At 59.3% G+C, this 20,228-nt stretch carries 15 protein-coding genes; 4 read left to right on the top strand and 11 right to left on the bottom strand.

What is annotated here, in order from left to right:
* Positions 1-62: 62 nt before the first annotated feature.
* The 10 genes from ACM6JM_RS28915 to ACM6JM_RS28870 form a co-directional block, all read right to left on the bottom strand.
* On the bottom strand, positions 63-1,196 hold the full coding sequence (locus ACM6JM_RS28915; protein WP_414882883.1) for a F0F1 ATP synthase subunit beta: 1,134 nt from the start codon (positions 1,194-1,196) through the stop codon (positions 63-65).
* A gap of 301 nt (positions 1,197-1,497) precedes the next feature.
* Positions 1,498-2,478 (bottom strand): peptide ABC transporter ATP-binding protein, encoded by a 981-nt coding sequence (locus ACM6JM_RS28910; protein ID WP_007953682.1) that lies wholly within the window; start codon positions 2,476-2,478, stop codon positions 1,498-1,500.
* Entirely contained in the window at positions 2,478-3,446 is a 969-nt protein-coding gene (locus ACM6JM_RS28905) for an ABC transporter ATP-binding protein (RefSeq protein WP_064382563.1), read from the bottom strand. Before ACM6JM_RS28905 ends, ACM6JM_RS28910 begins: the two co-directional genes overlap by 1 nt.
* Positions 3,447-3,456: 10 nt before the next feature.
* A complete protein-coding gene (locus ACM6JM_RS28900; RefSeq protein WP_039769224.1) occupies positions 3,457-4,383 on the bottom strand; it encodes an ABC transporter permease subunit in 927 nt (308 codons plus the stop codon).
* Between the two features lie 11 nt (positions 4,384-4,394).
* A complete protein-coding gene (locus ACM6JM_RS28895; protein WP_007953665.1) occupies positions 4,395-5,405 on the bottom strand; it encodes an ABC transporter permease subunit in 1,011 nt (336 codons plus the stop codon).
* Positions 5,406-5,479: 74 nt separating this feature from the next.
* Positions 5,480-7,075, bottom strand: a complete 1,596-nt coding sequence (locus tag ACM6JM_RS28890) for an ABC transporter substrate-binding protein (protein ID WP_163974029.1) — start codon at positions 7,073-7,075, stop codon at positions 5,480-5,482.
* Positions 7,076-7,153: 78 nt separating this feature from the next.
* Positions 7,154-8,590 (bottom strand): OprD family porin, encoded by a 1,437-nt coding sequence (locus ACM6JM_RS28885; RefSeq protein WP_039769228.1) that lies wholly within the window; start codon positions 8,588-8,590, stop codon positions 7,154-7,156.
* Between the two features lie 177 nt (positions 8,591-8,767).
* Complete coding sequence (locus ACM6JM_RS28880; RefSeq protein WP_074691859.1) at positions 8,768-10,366, bottom strand: ABC transporter substrate-binding protein; 1,599 nt, start codon at positions 10,364-10,366, stop codon at positions 8,768-8,770.
* A 298-nt stretch (positions 10,367-10,664) separates the two neighbouring features.
* Complete coding sequence (locus tag ACM6JM_RS28875; protein ID WP_129972358.1) at positions 10,665-12,290, bottom strand: ABC transporter substrate-binding protein; 1,626 nt, start codon at positions 12,288-12,290, stop codon at positions 10,665-10,667.
* Between the two features lie 260 nt (positions 12,291-12,550).
* Positions 12,551-14,152 carry an ABC transporter substrate-binding protein gene (locus ACM6JM_RS28870; RefSeq protein ID WP_414882882.1) on the bottom strand — a complete coding sequence of 534 codons (1,602 nt, stop codon included), beginning with the start codon at positions 14,150-14,152 and terminating at the stop codon, positions 12,551-12,553.
* A 918-nt stretch (positions 14,153-15,070) separates the two neighbouring features.
* On the opposite strand from ACM6JM_RS28870, the gene ACM6JM_RS28865 reads away from it, so the two are divergent.
* Entirely contained in the window at positions 15,071-15,430 is a 360-nt protein-coding gene (locus tag ACM6JM_RS28865) for a DUF6124 family protein (RefSeq protein ID WP_414882881.1), read from the top strand.
* Between the two features lie 74 nt (positions 15,431-15,504).
* Here ACM6JM_RS28865 and ACM6JM_RS28860 read toward each other — a convergent pair whose 3' ends face one another.
* Positions 15,505-16,221 carry an SIMPL domain-containing protein gene (locus tag ACM6JM_RS28860; protein WP_103385650.1) on the bottom strand — a complete coding sequence of 239 codons (717 nt, stop codon included), beginning with the start codon at positions 16,219-16,221 and terminating at the stop codon, positions 15,505-15,507.
* Positions 16,222-16,499: 278 nt separating this feature from the next.
* Between ACM6JM_RS28860 and ACM6JM_RS28855 the strand changes: the two genes are divergently transcribed.
* The 3 genes from ACM6JM_RS28855 (at position 16,500) to ACM6JM_RS28845 (ending at position 20,139) form a co-directional block, all read left to right on the top strand.
* Positions 16,500-17,762 carry an ATP-binding protein gene (locus tag ACM6JM_RS28855; RefSeq protein ID WP_011332442.1) on the top strand — a complete coding sequence of 421 codons (1,263 nt, stop codon included), beginning with the start codon at positions 16,500-16,502 and terminating at the stop codon, positions 17,760-17,762.
* Complete coding sequence (locus tag ACM6JM_RS28850; protein WP_003221630.1) at positions 17,755-18,315, top strand: response regulator transcription factor; 561 nt, start codon at positions 17,755-17,757, stop codon at positions 18,313-18,315. The genes ACM6JM_RS28855 and ACM6JM_RS28850 overlap by 8 nt, the downstream gene beginning before the upstream one ends.
* 96 nt (positions 18,316-18,411) lie before the next feature.
* Positions 18,412-20,139: an ABC transporter ATP-binding protein/permease gene (locus ACM6JM_RS28845; protein WP_134334068.1), complete on the top strand. Its 1,728-nt coding sequence runs from the start codon at positions 18,412-18,414 to the stop codon at positions 20,137-20,139.
* The last annotated feature ends 89 nt before the right edge of the window (positions 20,140-20,228 follow it).

The following is a 20,228-nucleotide window of genomic DNA, read 5'->3' as shown; positions in this document are numbered from 1 at the left end:
CAGATGGACGGGTTGGGAAAAGGCGAAGCGTGGAGCTTCGCCTTTTTGTTTTCTCTGCGTGCTTAGCGTGGCTGGATTGGAGCCTTTCCGAAATTGAGGATTGGGACTTCGTAAGTGCTGTACCACTCATCTTTCATGTGGTCGTAGATACCGCTGACAATCCCTTTGCAAACAGCAATGGTGTTTTCCAGGAAAAAGTATCCACCCGGAGTTCCAGCCTTGGAGCGAGGCTGCGACAAGAAGTACTGGATCTTACGAGCACGGCTAACCGTCAGCTTGTCCTCGTCCGACAGTTCGTCCATACCCAGTGTTGCAATGATGTCTTTCAGTGATTCGTATTTCTCCAGCAAGTTCAGAACGCTATTAGCTGTTTTGTAGTGTTCTTCACTGACCACGTCCGGGTCCAGCAGGCGCGAAGTCGAGCTCAGTGGATCTACCGCTGGATAGATATTGTCGGCGGCCAGTTTTGTAGACAGAACGAAGGAGGCGTCCAGGTCGGCGAAAGTGGTCGACGGCGCCGGGTCGGTCAGGTCCTCCGCAGGTGTGTAGATGGCTTGTACAGAAGTTATCGATCCCCTCGGCTCTCGCGGGGCGCCTATCTCTGTCGCGAGGGTCGGCTGGTAAGCGACTTCCGAAGGTATTCGACCGAGCAGTGCGGAGACTTCGCTACCGGCCTGGGTGAATCGGGGGGAGGAATCGATTGTCACCAGAACGTTACGACCTTCGTCACGGAAATGCTCGGCCACGGCCAATCCGACTTTTACCGCCCTTAGATAGTCGTCCTGTGAGTCATGTTCCGAGCCGATCAATCTCAATCGTTTGTCATCACTTGCGTCCTTACTTATGGAGTTCGGGTAGCTCGACCCAAGCCCGATTTCTATAGAAACAACAAAAAACGATTGCTGAGATTTTGCGATGTTATTTATCAGTTCCTGTATCAATACCGTCTTGCCAACCCCTGCTCCCCCGAACACACCGATTTTGCTGCCCTTCAGAACGGGGCGCAGCAGATCGATCGTCTTGATCCCGGTTTTCAGCGTGTGGGAATCCGTTGGCTCTGACGTGATGTCTATGGGGTAGTCTTTGCTAGCCCTGGCAGTGAGCTCCCCCTTGCCGTCCCGTGGTTGGAGATTAAAGTCAACCACCCGATCCAGCAGCGCACGAGGGTGCGGTGTAGCGATGTGTTCATCGTTCATTTCCCGATACTCCAGATCCAACAATAGAGGGATTGAGTGCAGCGTCACGCGTATTGAGTACGTGAAACCATAAGCCTGCCTCGCTCTATCGAGCACCTGTCATAACTGACAGTTGTTTAGATCGTTGCGCGATAGCCCGGGATTTTTTGGTCACCCCACCGAATATCCAACGACGCCGGGTTAGCCGGATGTAAACGCCGGGCAAAAGAAAACCCCTTCTTTCTCGACTGATGCGCAATCGGGGCAGAAGGGGTTTGGTCAACTCATCAACAACCCGCCCCGGGAAACGGGGCGGGTTTTTTCATGCCGCGCCGTCGAGGAACTGCTCGGCGTAGTGGCACGCGACCTGACGCGTGTCGAGCTGGCGCAGGGCCGGCTCTTCGCTGCTGCAACGCGCGGTGGCGTATGGGCAGCGCTTGTGGAACGCGCAGCCAGGCGGCGGGTTCAGCGGGTTGGGCAGCTCGCCGACGATCTTGATTTTCGGCTTGTCCGGATCCGGATGGATGGTCGGGGTCGCCGACAACAGCGCCTGGGTGTACGGGTGCAGAGGGCGGGCATAGATGTCGTGCTTCGGACCGATTTCCACCGGGCGACCGAGGTACATCACCATCACGTCATCCGCCACGTGCTGCACCACCGCCAGGTTGTGCGAGATGAACACGTAGCCGGTGTTGAACTCCTGCTGCATGTCCATGAACAGGTTCAGCACCTGCGCCTGGATCGACACGTCCAGCGCCGAGGTCGGTTCGTCCGCCACCAGCACTTTCGGTTGCAGCATCATGGCGCGAGCCAGCGCGATACGCTGACGCTGACCGCCGGAGAACATGTGCGGATAACGCTGGTAGTGCTCGGGACGCAAGCCGACCTGCTTCATCATCGCCTGGACTTTCTCGCGACGTTCGGCAGCCGACAGGTTGGTGTTGATCAACAGCGGCTCGGCCAGTTGATCACCGATTTTCTGCCGAGGGTTCAACGACGCGTACGGGCTCTGGAACACCATCTGCACGTCTTTGCGCAGTTGTTTGCGCTGAGCCTTGTCGGCGCCGGCCACTTCTTGCCCGGCGATTTTCAGGGAACCGGACGACGGCTCTTCGATCAGGGTCAGGGCGCGGGCGAGGGTGGATTTGCCGCAGCCCGATTCACCGACGACGGCGAGGGTCTTGCCGGCTTCCAGCTCGAACGACACGCCGTTGAGGGCGCGCACGGTGGCGTGGCCCTTGAACAGGCCACGGGAGACTTCGTAGTGACGGGTCAGGTCGCGGGCGGTAAGTACGACGGCCATTACGCCACCTCCTGGTTCAACGGATAGAAGCAGCGGGCGAGGCTGTGGCTTTTCGGGTCAAGGGTCGGACGCTGCGCGCGGCAGCTGTCCTGCACGTACGGGCAGCGCGGCGACAGCAGGCAGCCTTGCGGGCGGTCGTAACGGCCGGGAACGATCCCCGGCAAAGTCGCCAGACGCTCGGCACCCTGGCTGTGTTCCGGAATCGCCTTGAGCAGCGCTTCGCTGTACGGGTGGGCCGGGATGTCGAACAGTTGCGGCACCTGCCCGACTTCAACGGCTTGACCGGCATACATCACGCACACACGCTGGGCGGTTTCGGCCACGACGGCGAGGTCGTGGGTGATCAGCACCAGGCCCATGTTCTGCTCTTTCTGCAACGCCAGCAGCAGGTCCATGATCTGCGCCTGAATCGTCACGTCGAGTGCAGTGGTCGGTTCGTCCGCGATCAGCAGTTTCGGCTCGCCGGCAATCGCCATGGCAATCGCCACACGCTGGCTCATGCCGCCGGACAGTTGATGCGGGTAGGCATCCATACGGCTGGCGGCGCCCGGGATCTCGACTTTTTCCAGCAGTTCGATCGCACGCTTGCGCGCTTGCTTGCCGGACATTTTCAGGTGCAGGCGCAGCACTTCTTCGATCTGGAAACCGACGGTGTAGCTCGGGTTCAGCGCGGTCATCGGGTCCTGGAACACCATCGCCAGGTCTTTGCCGACGATCTGCCGACGCTGGCGGTTGTTCAACTTGAGCATGTTCTTGCCGTCGAAGCTCAGGGCGTCGGCGGTGACGATCCCCGGGTGCTCGATCAGGCCCATCAGCGCCATCATGGTCACGGACTTGCCGGAACCCGACTCGCCCACGATCGCCAGGACTTCGCCCTTGTCGACTTTCAGGTCGAGTCCGTCGACGACCGGGGTGGCGTTCTTGTCGCCGAAGCGAACGTTGAGATTCTTGATTTCTAACAGTGACATGGGAATCTCCTCAGGCGGCGTTCTTGAGTTTCGGGTCCAGCGCATCGCGCAGGCCGTCGCCCATCAAGTTGATTGCCAGCACGCTGAGCAAAATGGTCAAACCAGGCAGACTCACCACCCACCAGGCGCGTTCGATGTAGTCGCGGGCCGAAGCCAGCATGGTGCCCCACTCAGGGGTTGGCGGCTGGACGCCGAGGCCGAGGAAGCCCAGGGCGGCGGCATCGAGGATCGCCGAGGAGAAGCTCAACGTCGCCTGGACGATCAGCGGTGCCATGCAGTTCGGCAGCACGGTGATGAACATCAGGCGTGGCAGACCGGCACCGGCCAGGCGCGCGGCGGTCACGTAGTCGCGGTTCAACTCGCCCATCACGGCGGCACGGGTCAGACGCACGTAGGACGGCAAGGACACCACGGCAATCGCGATCACGGTGTTGATCAGGCCAGGGCCGAGGATGGCGACGATCGCCACGGCCAGCAGCAGCGACGGCAGGGCCAGCATGATGTCCATCAGACGCATGATGGTCGGGCCGACCACTTTCGGGAAGAAACCGGCGAACAGACCCAGCAGGATCCCCGGGATCAGCGACATCACCACCGACGACAGACCGATCAGCAGCGACAGGCGCGAACCCTGGATCAGACGCGACAGCAGGTCGCGACCCAGTTCATCGGTGCCGAGCAGGAATTGCATCTGCCCGCCTTCGAGCCACGCCGGCGGCGTCAGCAGGAAGTCGCGGTATTGCTCGCTCGGGTTATGCGGGGCGACCCACGGCGCGAAGATCGCGCAGAAAATCACCAGCAGCATGAACAGCAGGCCGGCGACGGCGCCCTTGTTCTTGGCAAAGGCCTGCCAGAACTCTTTGTACGGTGACGGATACAGCAGACTTTGATCCACGGCGGTGGCGGCGGTGACTACTGAGGAAGTTGGAGTGCTCATGGGTATTGACCTCAGCGCTGATGACGGATGCGTGGGTTGGCAAAGCCGTAGAGGATGTCCACCACGAAGTTGACCAGAATCACCAGGCAGGCGATTAACAGGATGCCGTTTTGTACAACCGGGTAGTCCCGGGCGCCGATGGCTTCGATCAGCCATTTACCGATGCCGGGCCAGGAGAAGATGGTTTCGGTCAGGACCGCGCCGGCCAGCAGGGTGCCGACTTGCAGGCCGACTACGGTCAGTACCGGAATCAGGGCGTTGCGCAGGCCGTGGACGAACACCACGCGCGACGGCGACAGGCCTTTGGCCTTGGCGGTACGGATGTAGTCCTCACGCAGCACTTCGAGCATCGACGAACGGGTCATCCGCGCGATCACCGCCAGCGGAATGGTGCCCAAAACGATGGCCGGCAGGATCAGGTGGTGCAGGGCATCGAGGAACGCGCCCATGTCATCGGCCAGCAGAGTGTCGATCAGCATGAAGCCGGTGCGTGGCTCGATGTCGTAAAGCAGGTCGATCCGCCCGGACACCGGGGTCCAGCCCAGGCTCACCGAGAAGAACATGATGAGGATCAGGCCCCACCAGAAGATCGGCATCGAGTAACCCGCGAGGGAGATGCCCATCACCCCGTGGTCGAACAGGGATCCTCGCTTGAGGGCCGCAATCACCCCGGCCAGGAGGCCCAGGATGCCGGCGAACAGCAGGGCGGCCATGGACAGTTCCAGGGTCGCCGGGAAGAGGGAGGTGAACTCGGTCCATACGCTCTCACGGGTGCGCAGGGATTCGCCGAGGTCGCCGTGGGCCAGTTTGCCGATGTAGTCCAGGTACTGGGCGTACAGCGGTTTGTTCAGACCGAGGCGTTCCATTGCCTGAGCGTGCATTTCGGGGTCGACCCGACGTTCGCCCATCATCACTTCCACGGGGTCGCCGGGAATCATGCGAATCAACGCGAAAGTCAGCAAGGTGATGCCGAAAAACGTGGGGATCAACAACCCCAGTCGGCGGGCAATAAAACTAAACATCGTGTGTGGTACCTCATCAGCCGGTTAGGCGTGCCCGGTTTCCCTGGGGTCAGGGAAACCGGGAGTTTTCTTATCTACTTCACCTGGGTGGTGGCGAAGTTATTGGTTGTCAGAGGGCTGATGTGATAACCCTCTACGTTGTTGCGCATTGCGGTGAACATGCGGGTGTGGGCCATGCTGATCCACGGCTGATCCTGATTGAACAGCACTTGAGCCTGTTCATACAGCCTGGCGCGTTCGGCCGGATCTACTTTAGCCCGTGCTTCGTCGAGCAGGGCCTGGAATTTCTCGTTGCACCAGCGCGCGTAGTTTTCGCCGTTCTTGGCGGCTTCGCAACTGAGCATAGGCGTCAGGAAGTTATCCGGGTCGCCGTTGTCGCCCGCCCATCCGGCCGAGACCATGTCGTGCTCGCCGGCCTTGGCGCGTTTGAGCATCTCGCCCCATTCCATCACGCGGATGTCGATCTTGATCCCGACTTTCGCCAGGTCGGCCTGCATCATCTGCGCGCCGAGCATCGGGTTCGGGTTGGTCGGGCCGCCGCCGTTACGGGTAAACAGGGTAAACACGGTGCCTTCCGGTACGCCGGCTTCCTTGAGCAGCTTGCGGGCAGCATCGAGGTCACGTGGCGGGTTCTTCAGTTCGTGGTTGTAGCCCAGCAGGGTTGGCGGGTACGGGTTGACCGCAACCGTCGCGTTGCCTTTGCCGAACAGGGCGTTGACGTAGGCTTCCTTGTCGAAGGCGATGTCGATCGCCTTGCGCACCCGCACGTCGCTGATGTACTTGTGCTGGGTGTTCATGGCGACGTACGAGACGGTCATCGCATCCAGTTCGTCGACTTTCAGGTTGCTGTCTTTCTTGATGCTCGGGATGTCATCCGGTTTCGGGTACAGCGCGATCTGGCACTCGTTGGCCTTGAGTTTCTGCAAGCGCACGTTGTTGTCGGTGGCGATCGCCAGGATCAGCGCGTCAGCCGGCGGCTTGCCACGGAAATAGTCCGGGTTGGCCTTGAAGCGAACCTGGGCGTCCTTGTTGTAGCGCTGGAAGATGAACGGCCCGGTGCCGACCGGTTTGTTGTTCAGGTCGCCGGTCTTGTTGGCCTTGAGCAACTGGTCGGCGTACTCGGCCGAATAGATCGAGGAGAACGCCATGGCGATGTCGGCCAGGAATGGCGCTTCGCGACGGGTCAGGGTGAACTTGACGGTGTTGTCGTCGACTTTCTCGACGCTTTTGAGCAGTTCCTTGAAGCCCATGCTTTCAAAGTACGGGAAGCCCACGCTCGACAGCTTGTGCCACGGGTGATTCGGGTCCAGCTGACGCTGGAAACTCCAGACCACGTCGTCGGCGTTCATGTCGCGGGTCGGCTTGAAATATTCGGTGGTGTGAAACTTGACGCCTTTGCGCAGGTGGAACGTGTAGGTCAGGCCGTCGTCGCTGATGTCCCAGGATTCGGCCAGCGCCGGAATCACTTCGGTGGTGCCGGGCTTGAAGTCCGCCAGACGGTTTAAGATGGTTTCGGCCACCGCGTCGGCTGTGACTGCAGTCGTGTACTGGACTATATCGAAGCCTTCCGGACTGGCTTCGGTGCAGACCACCAAGGGTTTGGCCGAGACGCCGACAGCGACACTCAGCAACGCAGCCGCGATGGCCGCACGTAGGGGAAGCATTTTCATCAAGAACCCTCTGCAATCGGTTGAAGACAAAAAGCCGAATGGCCGACTCGTCACTGAGTCAGCCGTCGGCGTGCGGTTTTACAGGATGTTGAACGGGATGGTGGTCACGAGACGGAACTCGTTGATGCTGCCGTCCGACTGGAATTCGCTCGCACGGTGCGCGGTGTAGGTGCCGCGAATGGTGGTCGCTTTAAGAGGGCCGCTCTGTACTGCGTAGGTGGCACCGATACCGTATTCATAATGGTGCTCGCCATCTTGTTCCTGGATACCGTCGTAACCCTTGCCGGCAACGCCTTTGTTGCCGTTGTAGTGGGTACCGTCGATGCCCCAGCCGCGTGCCTGATAGATGTTGAACTTCAGGCCTGGCACGCCGTATTCGGCCATGTTTATGCCGTAGGAAACCTGGAAGGATTTCTCGTTCGGGCCGTTGAAGTCCGACAGCAGGGAGTTGGCCAGGTAGATGCCGTTGGTTTCATGCAGGTAGTCGAAGTACTCGTTACCGTTCACTTGCTGGTACGAGAACGTCAGGCTGTGGGCCTGGTGGGTCAGGCCGAACGACAGAGAGTAGGTGTCGTTGTCGATATCGCCCAGCAGTTTTTTGCCTTCATCAACGGTCTTGTAGTAGTTAAGACCGGTAGTCAGGGCGAGGACATTGCTGTCACCCAGTTCATGGGTGGCGCCGAAGTAGTACTGGTTCCACAGGTCTTCGACCTGAGTGCCCCAAACACTGGTTTTCAGGCTTTCAAGTGGCTGGTAGCTGATACCGGCAGTGTGCACGTGATCGGATTCGACACGGCCGTTGGCGTATTCGGCGCGGAATTTCTGCAGGCTCTGTTCCGAACGTGGCGACACGCGGTCGAACGTGGCCAGGTCGAAGGACAGGTTGTTCAGCTCTTCACTGTGCAGGGAAATACCTTCGAAGCTCGAAGGCAGTGCACGGTTGCCGATCACGTCGACTTGCGGGCTGCTGAAGTTCATGCGACCTGCGGTCAGCGTGGTGTTGGAAATACGGGCCTTGATGTTGGCCAGCCCGATTTTGCTCCACTGATCGACCGCTTCACCGTTGTTCTTGTGAGTCAGGGTACGGTTGTTACCGGAGAAGGAGCCGGTCTTCGGTGCACCACCGTTGCCGGAGGCCAGATTCTCACGATCACGCTCCAGCGCGATGGCGTTGTACGCCGCAACTTCGGTGCTGATCCCTACAGTGCCTTCGGTGAAGCCCGAGTTGTACTTGACGATGGTGCCTTGCACCCAGTTGATACGACGGTCGGTCTCGGCGATTGCACCATCTTTCTTATAGGCAAACTTGCCGCCACGTTTCAGTTGTTCGTTGGCGTACCAGTTGCGGGTAGTGCCGGTGATCGACTGACCTTCGACGAAACCGGTGGCTTCTGCCTGGGCGCTCTTGGTGTTGACGGTCACCGGGGTGAACGCCTGGCTTTGGGTTTCCGCGTAAGCCGTGGCGGTGATGCTGCTGATGGCCAGGGCCAGTATCGCGGTATTGCTCAGTTTCATGGGTGAAGCTCCTTTACTTTCTTTTTATGCCGGCTTTTTTGGGTTGGCCGGTTATTGGTTTAGAACTCATTCACACATCGCAAACGTTTGCAAAATGCCTGATTGGCGAATTTCGGCAAAGCGCTTGCGTGAGGGGGTAGACGGCCCCCTCAGCATTGCGGCTAATCGGTTTTTTGTTTAATCGATGCTGACACCCGAAAACACGTTGCGACCGAACGGGCTCACCTTGAACCCTTCGACTTTGGCGCTCAGCGGCTGGTTGACCGTCGAGTGGGCGACAGGCGTGATCGGCACTTGCTGCTTGAGCAGTTGCTGGGCCTGTTTGTAGAGCACGGTGCGCTGGTCGCGGTCGGTGACGACCTTGGCCTGCTTGATCAGCTTGTCGTAAGCCGGATCGCACCACATGGAGTAGTTGTTGCCGCCGATGGCGTCGCAGCTGTATAGCGTGCCGAGCCAGTTGTCCGGATCCCCGTTGTCACCGGTCCAGCCGATCAGGCTGACGTCGTGCTCGCCATTCTTGGTGCGTTTGATGTACTCGCCCCATTCGTAGCTGACGATCTTCACTTTCAGACCGATCTTGGCCCAGTCGGCCTGGAGCATTTCGGCCATCAGTTTGGCGTTCGGGTTGTACGGACGTTGTACCGGCATCGCCCACAGGGTGATCTCGGTGCCTTCCTTGACGCCGGCAGCCTTGAGCAGCTCTTTGGCTTTCTCCGGGTTATAGGCGGCGTCCTTGATGGTGTCGTCGTAGGACCATTGGGTCGGCGGCATGGCGTTGACGGCCAGTTGGCCGGCGCCTTGATAAACAGCGTTGAGAATTCCCTGTTTATTCACCGCCATGTCCAGCGCCTGACGCACTTCGAGCTGGTCGAACGGCTTGTGGCGCACGTTGTAGGCGATGTAGCCGAGGTTGAAGCCTGGTTTCTCGATCAATTGCAGTTTCGGGTCGTTCTTCAGTGCCGGCACATCGGCCGGACGCGGGTGCAGGGTGACCTGGCATTCGCCGGCCTTGAGCTTTTGCACACGTACCGAGGCGTCGGTATTGATCGCGAAAATCAGGTTCTTCAGCTTCACCCGGCTCGGATCCCAGTAGTGCGGGTTGCCGGTGTAGCGAATGTTCGAGTCTTTCTGGTAGCTCTTGAACACGAACGGGCCAGTGCCGATCGGCTTCTGGTTGATGTCGCTCGGCTTGCCTTCGGCCAGCAGCTTGTCGGCGTACTCGGCGGACAGAATGGCGGCGAAGCTCATGGCAATGTTCTGGATGAACGCGGCGTCGACGCTGTTGAGCGTGAACTGCACGGTCAGCGGCCCGGTCTTCTCGACCTTGGCGATGTTCTTGTTGAGGCTCATCCCGTTGAAATACGGGAACTCGGTCGGATAAGCCTTACGGAAAGGCTGTTGCGGATCGAGCATGCGGTTAAACGTGAACAGCACGTCGTCGGCGTTGAAATCGCGTGTAGGTTTGAAGTACGGCGTTGTATGAAATTTCACACCTTCACGCAGGTGAAAGGTGTACTTGAGGCCGTCCTCGGAAATATCCCAGCTGGTTGCGAGGCCCGGTACTACACCGGTCGCACCTTTTTCGAACTCGGCCAGGCGGTTGTACAGCGGTTCGGCGGCGTCGTTATCGGTCGCCGTCGTGTACTGCGCGGTATCGAAACCGGCCGGGCTGCCTTCGGAGCAGAACACCAGACTGTCGCTGGCGGCGAAACTGGCGGACGTGGCGGCCAACAGGCCGGCGCCCAGCAATGCGGAAAAAACCAAGGTATGGCGCATGACGCTCCCTCTTTTTTAGTGTTTTTCAATGCGCCGCGATCCCGTCCGGGGACGTTGTGGCTGCATTGAGCTCCAACCGAAACGAACAGCAAAACCGAAAGCCCACGCAGTCACTGGTCAGAACCCGACGGTAGGGGCCGTGGGTCTGGCAGTAAATGCGCTGAGTCCTAAAGACTCGTAGGAAAAGGCGACACGTCCTAAACCATCCCGGTCAGACGGGCTGGAAAAGGCTGTAGGCAAATTCCTTGCTTCTCGGCAAAAAAACAGCGGCGACGCTGAAACGTCGCCGCTGCTTCTTTTATTTGCTGACGCTGACGCCGTAGAAGGAGTTCAAGCCGAACGGGCTGATCTTGAAGTCCTGCACGTTGGCGCGCATGGGTTGATACACCGTCGAGTGAGCGATAGGTGTCATAGGGACTGCATCTTTGAGGACGTGCTGCGCCTCTTTGTAGAGTTCGGTGCGCTTGGCCTGGTCAGTGGTGCGCTTGGCTTCTTTCACGAGGCCGTCGAATTTCTTGTCGCACCATTTGGAGAAGTTGTTGCCACTCAGGGAGTCGCAACCAAACAACACGTTGAGCCAGTTGTCCGGATCACCATTGTCACCGCTCCAGCCAATCAGCATGCCCTGGTTCTCGCCACCCTTGGAGCGCTTGATGTACTCGCCCCACTCGTAGCTCTGAATCTTCACGTTCAGACCGATTTTCTTCCAGTCGGACTGGAGCATTTCGGCCATCAGTTTGGCGTTCGGGTTGTACGGACGCTGAACCGGCATCGCCCACAGAACGATCTCGGTACCTTCCTTGACGCCGGCTTCCTTGAGCAACTGCTTGGCTTTCTCAGGATCGTACTTGGCGTCCTTGATGGTGGTGTCGTAGGACCACTGGGTCGGCGGCATGGCGTTGACGGCCAGTTGGCCCGCGCCCTGGTATACCGAGTCGATGATCTGTGGCTTGTTGACCGACATGTCCAGCGCCTGGCGAACGCGCAGGTCGGCCAGCGGATTAGGCTCGTTGCTGCCCTTGACCTTGTCCATCACGTTGTAGGCGATGTAGCCCAGGTTGAAGCCAGCCTGGTCAGGCATCTTCAGCGCAGGATCGGCTTTCAGTGCCGCGAGGTCGGCCGGACGCGGGAACAGGGTGACCTGACACTCGTTCTTCTTCAGCTTCTGGATACGTACCGACGGGTCGGTGGTGATGGCGAAGATCAGGTTGTCGATCTTCACATCTTCAGGCTTCCAGTAGTCCTTGTTGCCGGTGTAACGAATGTTGGAGTCTTTCTGGTAGCTCTTGAACACGAACGGACCAGTGCCGATCGGCTTCTGGTTGATGTCGGCAGCCTTGCCTTCTTTCAGCAGCTGGGCTGCGTACTCGGCGGACTGGATCGACGCGAAGCTCATGGCCATGTTCTGGATGAACGCAGCGTCGACTTCTTTCAGGGTGAACTTGACGGTGTGGTCGTCGACTTTATCGATCTTGGTGATGTTGGTGTCCATCCCCATGTCGGTGAAGTACGGGAATTCGGTCGGGTACGCCTTACGGAACGGGTCATCCTTGTTAATCATGCGATTGAAGGTGAACAGCACGTCGTCGGCGTTGAACTCACGAGTCGGCTTGAAATACGGGGTGGTGTGGAACTTGACGCCTTCGCGCAGGTGGAAGGTGTAAGTCAGGCCGTCATCCGAAATGTCCCACTTGGTCGCCAGACCAGGAATCACGGCGGTACCGCCACGCTCGAACTGGGTCAGACGGTTGAACATGGTTTCGGCTGAGGCGTCGAAGTCGGTTCCGGTGGTGTATTGGCCTGGATCGAAACCGGCCGGGCTGCCTTCGGAGCAGAACACCAGGTTAGTCGCAGCGGTGGCGAAAGGTGCGGAGGCTAACAAGCCTGCGCCGACTAAAAACGGAATGACCGCGTGTTTAAGCATGTTGGCCTCATGATTTGTTGTCATTTTTTAGTAGTGAGGTACGACCTCGTGAGTCGTGCCTGCGGATACTTATGCAGGGCCCATACCCAATGCAAGATCCAGAGCGCTCGGCGGCCTCAAAGCGTGGCACGAACGTACCTTAATGTCGCATCCGTATAACTTCTGACGCATTTGACCGTTTGCGACCGGTTTTTACGGTGCAAATGGAGCCCCAAAACGGTGCATTGGTCATGCCGTACGCGCCGCATTGGGGCCGGGTGTTACTTATTTATACCCACGCCATAGAAGGGGGTTAGACCGAACGGGCTGATCTTGAAGTCGCTGACTTCCTTGCGCAGCGGCTGGAACACCGTGGAGTTGGCGATCGGCGTGATCGGCACCTGCTGTTTAAGGATCAGTTGCGCCTGTTGATACAGTTTTACCCGTTGCGATTTATCGGTGGACACCTTGGCCTGCTGCACCAGCTTGTCGTAGGCCGGATCGCACCATTTGGCGTAGTTGCTGCCGTTCACCGCCGCGCAGCTGTAAAGCACGCCCAGCCAGTTGTCGGGGTCGCCGTTGTCACCGGTCCAGCCGTAGATCATCGCGTCGTGTTCGCCATTCTTGGCGCGCTTGATGTACTCGCCCCATTCATAGCTGACGATGTTGGCCTTGATACCGATCTTCTCCCAATCCTGCTGGATCATCTGTGCCGACATCCGCGCATTCGGGTTCGAGGCGCGCTGCACGGTCATGGCCCAGAGGTTGATGGTTGTACCCGGTGCAACCCCGGCTTCCTTGAGTAGCGCTTTGGCTTTCACAGGGTCGTGCGGCGCGTCTTTTATGTTCGGATCGAACGACCATTGCGCTGGCGGCAAGGCGTTTTGCGCCAGCTGTCCGGCACTCTGATAAACCGCTTTGATGATTGCCGGTTTGTCGATGGCCATGTCCAGCGCCTGGCGCACTTTGAGCTGATCCAGCGGCGGATGGGTGGTGTTGTAGGCAAGGAAGCCGAGGTTGAAACCGGGCTGCTTCAACACCCGCAGGTTCGGGTCTTTTTCCATCACTTCGATGTCGGCGGGGCGCGGGTAGCCGCTGACCTGGCATTCGCCGGTCCTGAGCTTTTGCAGGCGTACGGCGGCGTCCGGGGTGATCGAGAACACCAGGTTATCGAGCTTTACGTCCTCTGGTTTCCAGTAGTCCTTGTTCGCGGCGTAACGGATCTGCGCGTCCTTCTGATAGCGCTTGAACACGAACGGGCCGGTGCCGACTGGTTTCTGGTTGAGGTCGGCGGCGTGGCCTTCCTTTAGCAATTGGGCGGCGTATTCGGCCGATTGCACCGAGGCGAAGCTCATGGCGAGGTTTTGCACGAACGCGGCGTCGACGTTGTTCAGGTTGAAGCGCACGGTGTTGTCGTCGAGTTTTTCCACGGATTTGATCGTGGTGTTCAGGCCCATGTCGGTGAAGTACGGGGATTCGGCGGGGTAGGCTTTGCGAAAGGCGTTGTCCGGGTCGAGCAGGCGCTGGAAGGTGAAGAGGACGTCGTCGGCGTTGAAGGTTCGGGTTGGGGTGAAGTAGTCGGTGGTGTGGAATTTTACGTTTTGGCGCAGGTGGAAGGTGTACTGGAGGCCGTCCGGGCTTACGTCCCATTTGGTTGCGAGGCCGGGTTCGACTTCGGTGCCGCCGCGTTTGAATTGGGTGAGACGGTTGAAGAGGGTTTCGGCGGAGGCGTCGAAGTCGGTGCCGCTGGTGTATTGGCTGGGGTCGAAGCCGGCGGGGCTGGCTTCGGAGCAGTAGACGAGGGTTGTGGCTGCGTTGGCGATTGGGGTTATGGCGGTCAGGGCCAGGGTGATCAGGAGTGGTTTTAGGGTGGATCTATGCATGTCTGGCCCGTGGGTTTTTAGGTGGTTGTTGTTTGAGGTTAGCGGGGATTTGGGGGTGTTCGGAAATATCGTTTTTTGAGGGGATGCGTCTATCTCGGTATATCTGGCGGGTTTTTGGGCATATCCGTTTTTTCGGGTGCTGCGGCTTATGGTTCCGCCCTTACGGCGGGTCACTTTTTACAAACGCCTAAAAAGTAACCAAAAACGCTTTGCTCCTGCGTTCGGCCCCTCGCTGGGGCTCGGGGTTCCTTCGTTACGGGATTCATCCGGGGGCATCGCCTACGGTTTGCTTCGCTGCACCTCCTCTCGATGTGTTTGGCTTCGCCAAACGGTCGCTACGCTCCCACCCCCGGATAAATCCCTCCACTCAGCCTTCCGACGTCGCCCGAAGATCAAAAGCGGTACTCGAGCTAACGCTCATCGTGTTGAGTGGTGGGAAGCGAGAAGCGGGAAGCCGAAATCAGAAAGCGGAAAGCGGAAAGCGGAAAGCGGAAAGCGGAAAGCGGAAAGCTGAATGCAACTGCGGACTGCTTGATCGTTCCCACGCTCCGCGTGGGAATGCAGCCCGGGACGCTCCGCGTTCCATTTTCGGATGTTTAAAGATGTGTGGGATTCACCGAACCTTCCCACAAGTTTTTCAGGTTGTCCGTCGGAACCACGATCCCTAGTCTTTGGTTGTCGCAGAAAACTCTGTGATTGGGTGTGAGAACCCAGGCAAGCGAGTGTTATTCGAACGCCAGTCCGACCATAATTGCCGCCAGCTTTTGCTGCCTGTAATTGATTTATGGCGGCTGTGTGCGGGCAGACTTCGGTCTGGCCGGAATCTCCTTGCCCGGTTTCTCACCCCGCACATAGCTGCCACCTCTTCGCCGCGTGAGAACGGCATTGGGTGGCTTCAAGTCAGCAAGGAGTTAATCAATGAACAAGGTTGTCCCCGACCCACCCCTCGAATCACCCACCCCACTCGAAGAAGCCATGCGCGCCGAAGACCTCGCCCGCAACCGCGAAGCCATCAAACGCGCCCTCGATTTTTATCTCTGCCCCAACCGTTCAAAACCGCGCCCGAGCACGATGTATATGGTCACGCCCAACGTCGACACCGAAAGCCTGCTGGCCAACGCCTGCGAATCCCTGGCCTCGGCCAATACCATCGCCAGCAATTTCGCCAATGAGCTTTCGGGCCCGCAGCGCAGTACGGCGCTGGGTATTCAGCAGATCATCATGCTGGCCGAGCTCGCAGTGAACCGCGCGCTGGACCGGGTTGATCCGCAAACCTGACAACACAAATCCCAGGTATAAAAAAAACCGGCGATCATCACTGATCGCCGGTTTTTCATTCAGTCGTCATTCAATCACTGCATCAACACTTCAATCGAGCCATCAGCGGTCAGGCTGACCTGGCTGGTGCCGGCTTCGACTTCAGGCGTGACGGGCGCCGAATCCATGCCAGCGGCTTTCATCATCATCGGGGCGCGCATGTACGGTTGCGGGAAGCCGTTGCTGTTGAGGTTCAGGTTGACGATTTTGTAACCCTTGCCGCCCAGGGCGTCGGTGGCCAGTTGGGCGCGGGCCTTGAAGGCGGTGACGGCTTCTTTGAGCAGTTGGTCTTCGCTGGCCTTGCGGGTGGGGTCGGCGATGGCGAAGTCCATTCCTCCCATTTTCAGGTCGGTCAGCAGCTCGCCGGTGAGTTTGGACAGGGCGGCGAAGTCGGCGCTTTCCAGGCGCAGTTCGGCGCGTTCGCGCCAGCCGGTGATTTTCTGGCCCTTGGTGTCGTAGATCGGGTAGCTGTTGCGGCTGCCCTGGCGCAGGGTGATGTCTTTGACCTGCTTCGCCTGGGCGAGGGCCTTGTTCATGGTGGTGCTGACGTCGGCGGCGAGTTTGGCCGGGTCGGTGTTCTGTTCTTCGGTGTAGAGGGTCACGATCATCAGGTCGCGGGCCACTTCCTGGCTGACTTCGGCGCGCAGGGAAATCTGGTTGTAGTGCAGCTCATCGGCGGCCATGGCCGGAAGGCTGGCGATGCTGCCGACGGTCAGGGCGAGAAGGGCGGCGCTGCGGCGAAATGTGTGCATGAAAGCTCCTTGATGAGGGCGCAGGTGATGGTTCGGGGGCCTGCGTGAAACCATCAGACTCTAGCTTTTATGATCCGGTTCGCCCAGTTACAACTTCTATACAGATGACAAGGCCAGCGACGAGATTCAAGCTGCAAGCCGCAAGCTTTTGCTCGTAGCTTGAAGCTCGCAACTTGCAACTGCTTTTGGGTGTGGTCGTTTGCCGCACTTTCGACTCTCAAGCCCGCGCCTTGGTTATACTCCGTGCGATCCGCCTGGAGCGCTCATCAGGAGAGCTCATGCTCGCCCCCGTACAACTGACTTCCGCCACTCGCCAGAATCTCTGGCGGCTGACTTTCATCCGCACCCTGGTGCTCGCCGCGCAGGCCGGTTCCGTGGGCCTGGCCTACTGGCTGGATCTGTTGCCGTTGCCGTGGGTGCAACTGGTGATGACCCTCGGCTGTTCGATTCTGCTCTGTGTGTTCACCGCCGTACGCCTGCGCACTTCGTGGCCGGTGACCGAACTCGAGTACGCGCTGCAACTGGCCTGCGATCTGGTTATCCACAGTGCCTTGCTGTATTTCTCCGGTGGTTCGACCAACCCGTTCGTTTCGTATTATCTGGTGCCGCTGACCATCGCTGCGGTGACGCTGCCATGGCGTTATTCGGTGGTGCTGTCCGGTATTGCGCTGGCCTTGTACACATTGATGCTGACGCACTTCTATCCGCTGGAAACCCTGCCGGTGGCCCGGGAGAACTTGCAGATCTACGGCATGTGGCTGAGCTTCGCGCTGGCGGCGGCAGTGATTACGTTCTTCGCCGCGCGCATGGCTGAAGAGCTGCGCCGGCAGGAAGAGTTGCGCGCGATCCGCCGTGAAGAAGGCCTGCGCGATCAGCAATTGCTGGCCGTCGCGACTCAGGCTGCCGGTGCCGCCCATGAGCTGGGAACGCCGTTGGCGACCATGAGCGTGTTGCTCAACGAAATGCAGCAGGATCATCACGACCCGATGCTTCAGGAAGATCTGAAGGTGCTGAAGGATCAGGTGAAACTCTGCAAGGAGACCCTGCAGCAACTGGTGCGCGCCGCCGAAGCCAATCGCCGGATGGCGGTGGAGATGCAGGACGTTACCGAGTGGCTCGACGAAGCGCTCAATCGCTGGCACCTGATGCGTCCCGAGGCCAGTTATCGCTTCCAGCGTCTGGGCCAGGGCCCGTTGCCGCGTGTGGCACCGCCGCCGGATCTGACCCAGGCACTGTTGAATCTGTTGAACAACGCCGCCGACGCCTGCCCGGAAAACCTTCAGGTGACCCTGGACTGGACCGCCGAAGACCTGACCATCAGCATCCGCGATCATGGTGCCGGTGTGCCGCTGGCCATCGCCGAGCAGATCGGCAAACCGTTTTTTACCACCAAGGGCAAAGGTTTCGGCCTGGGCCTGTTTTTGAGCAAGGCCAGCGTGACACGCGCCGGCGGCTCAGTGAAACTCTATAGTCATGAGGAAGGCGGCACGCTCACCGAGCTGCGCCTGCCCCACGGCGCACGAGGAGAGCAACATGAGTGACGAAATCCAAGTCGAAGGCGAAGAACTGCCGCATTTGCTGCTGGTCGATGACGACGCGACCTTCACCCGAGTGATGGCCCGTGCCATGGCCCGCCGCGGTTTCCGCGTCAGCACCGCCGGTTCTGCCGAAGAAGGCCTGACCATCGCTCAGGCCGATCTGCCGGACTACGCCGCGCTGGACCTGAAAATGGACGGCGACTCCGGTCTGGTCTTGCTGCCGAAGCTGCTGGAGCTGGACCCGGAAATGCGCGTAGTAATCCTCACCGGTTATTCGAGCATCGCCACGGCGGTTGAAGCGATCAAGCGCGGCGCCTGCAATTACCTGTGCAAACCGGCGGATGCCGACGACGTGCTGGCAGCGCTGCTCTCCGAGCATGCCGACCTCGACAGCCTGGTGCCGGAAAACCCGATGTCGGTAGATCGCCTGCAGTGGGAGCACATCCAGCGCGTGCTGACCGAGCACGAAGGCAACATTTCCGCCACTGCCCGCGCCCTGGGCATGCACCGCCGCACCCTGCAGCGCAAGCTGCAGAAGCGCCCGGTTCGTCGCTGAACCTGCGCTGAACGACCATCGCCAGCCCTCGCGATAAAGCGCGCCGATCATCTATGATCGGTGCGTGTCTGTTCTTTTCTTTATCGAGCCTTTTCCATGAATCAGAACGCTGAATATTCCGCGGTCAACGATACTGTGCGCGGGCAGTTTTTTCGCAAGGTGTGGGCCATGACCACGCCTTACTGGCGCAGCGAAGAGAAGGGCAAGGCCTGGACGTTGCTGATCGCCGTGATTGCGCTGACGTTGTTCAGCGTGGCGATCTCGGTGTGGATCAACAGTTGGTACAAGGATTTCTATAACGCCCTGCAGAAGAAGGATGAGGCGGCGTTCTGGCAGTTGATCCTGTATTTCTGCGGCATCGCGGCCGTGGCGATTCTTGGCGCGGTGTATCGCCTGTACCTGACGCAGATGCTGACCATCCGTTGGCGGGCATGGCTCACCGAGAACCATTTCAAACGCTGGCTCGGGCACAAGAACTATTACCAGCTGGAGCAGGGCGGCTACACCGACAACCCTGACCAGCGGATTTCCGAAGACCTCAATACCTTTACCACCAACACCTTGAATCTCGCGTTGGGCCTGATCCGCACGGTGGTCAGCCTGGTGTCGTTCTCGATCATTTTGTGGGGCGTGTCCGGCAGCATCGAAGTGTTTGGTATCGAGATTCCCGGCTACATGTTCTGGTGTGCGCTGCTGTATGCGGCGGTCGGCAGTTGGCTGACGCACCTGATCGGTCGACGCCTGATCGGCCTGAACAATCAACAACAACGCTTCGAAGCTGACCTGCGTTTCTCCATGGTCCGCGTACGTGAGAACGCCGAGAGCATTGCGCTGTACAACGGTGAGCCGAACGAGAATCGCCGTCTGAGCAATCGCTTCGGTCTGGTCTGGCACAACTTCTGGGACATCATGCGGGTGTCCAAGCGCCTGACGTTCTTCACCTCGGGTTACGGCCAGATCGCAATCATCTTCCCGTTCATCGTCGCGGCCCCGCGTTACCTGACCGGCAAGATCGAACTGGGTGAGCTGATGCAGATCAACTCGGCGTTCGGCAACGTGCAGGAGAACTTCAGTTGGTTCATCAATGCCTATGCGGATCTCGCCGCGTGGCGCGCCACCTGTGATCGTCTGCTGAGCTTCCGCCAGGCCATGGCCGACAACGAAGAACGTGCGCCAGCCATCGACGTGCAGAATCAGGGTGATGAGCTGAAGGTTCATAACCTCGGCCTCGATCTGGCCGACGGTCGTCATCTACTGACCAGCGCCGACATGACCGTGGAGCAGGGCGATCGGGTGATGCTCAGCGGTCGTTCCGGCAGCGGTAAATCCACGCTGCTGCGGGCGATGGGCCATTTGTGGCCGGCCGGGCACGGCAGCATTCGCCTGCCGGCTTCGCGTTATCTGTTCCTGCCGCAAAAACCGTATCTGCCGATCGGCACCCTGCGCGACGCCTTGAGCTATCCACAACCGGGCGACACTTACGCGCCAGAACGTTATGCACAAGTGCTGGAGACCTGCCGCTTGCCGCATCTGGTGGCTCGACTGGACGAGGCCAATCACTGGCAGCGCATGCTCTCGCCGGGTGAACAGCAACGTCTGGCCTTCGCCCGCGCGCTGCTCTATGCGCCGCAATGGCTGTACATGGACGAAGCAACGTCGGCAATGGATGAAGAGGATGAAGCCACGCTGTATCAGGCGCTGATCGATCAGTTGCCCGGCCTGAGCATCGTCAGCGTCGGCCATCGCAGCAGCCTCAAGCGCTTCCATCCACGGCATGTGCGGATCGACAGTGGTCACCTGGTTGAGCAGAACGTGACCGCCTGATATGTCCACACAAACCCTGTGAGGGCTGGCTTGCCGCCTCCCACAGGGTTTGTGTGGAAACGGAAAGTGATCGTACAACCCGCTTGAGC

The sequence above is a fragment of the Pseudomonas sp. IT-P2 genome, from assembly GCF_949767575.1.
Lineage (GTDB): Bacteria > Pseudomonadota > Gammaproteobacteria > Pseudomonadales > Pseudomonadaceae > Aquipseudomonas > Aquipseudomonas pharyngis.
Note: the sequence above shows the minus strand (reverse complement) of the source record. Positions and strands in the feature narration are given on the sequence as shown.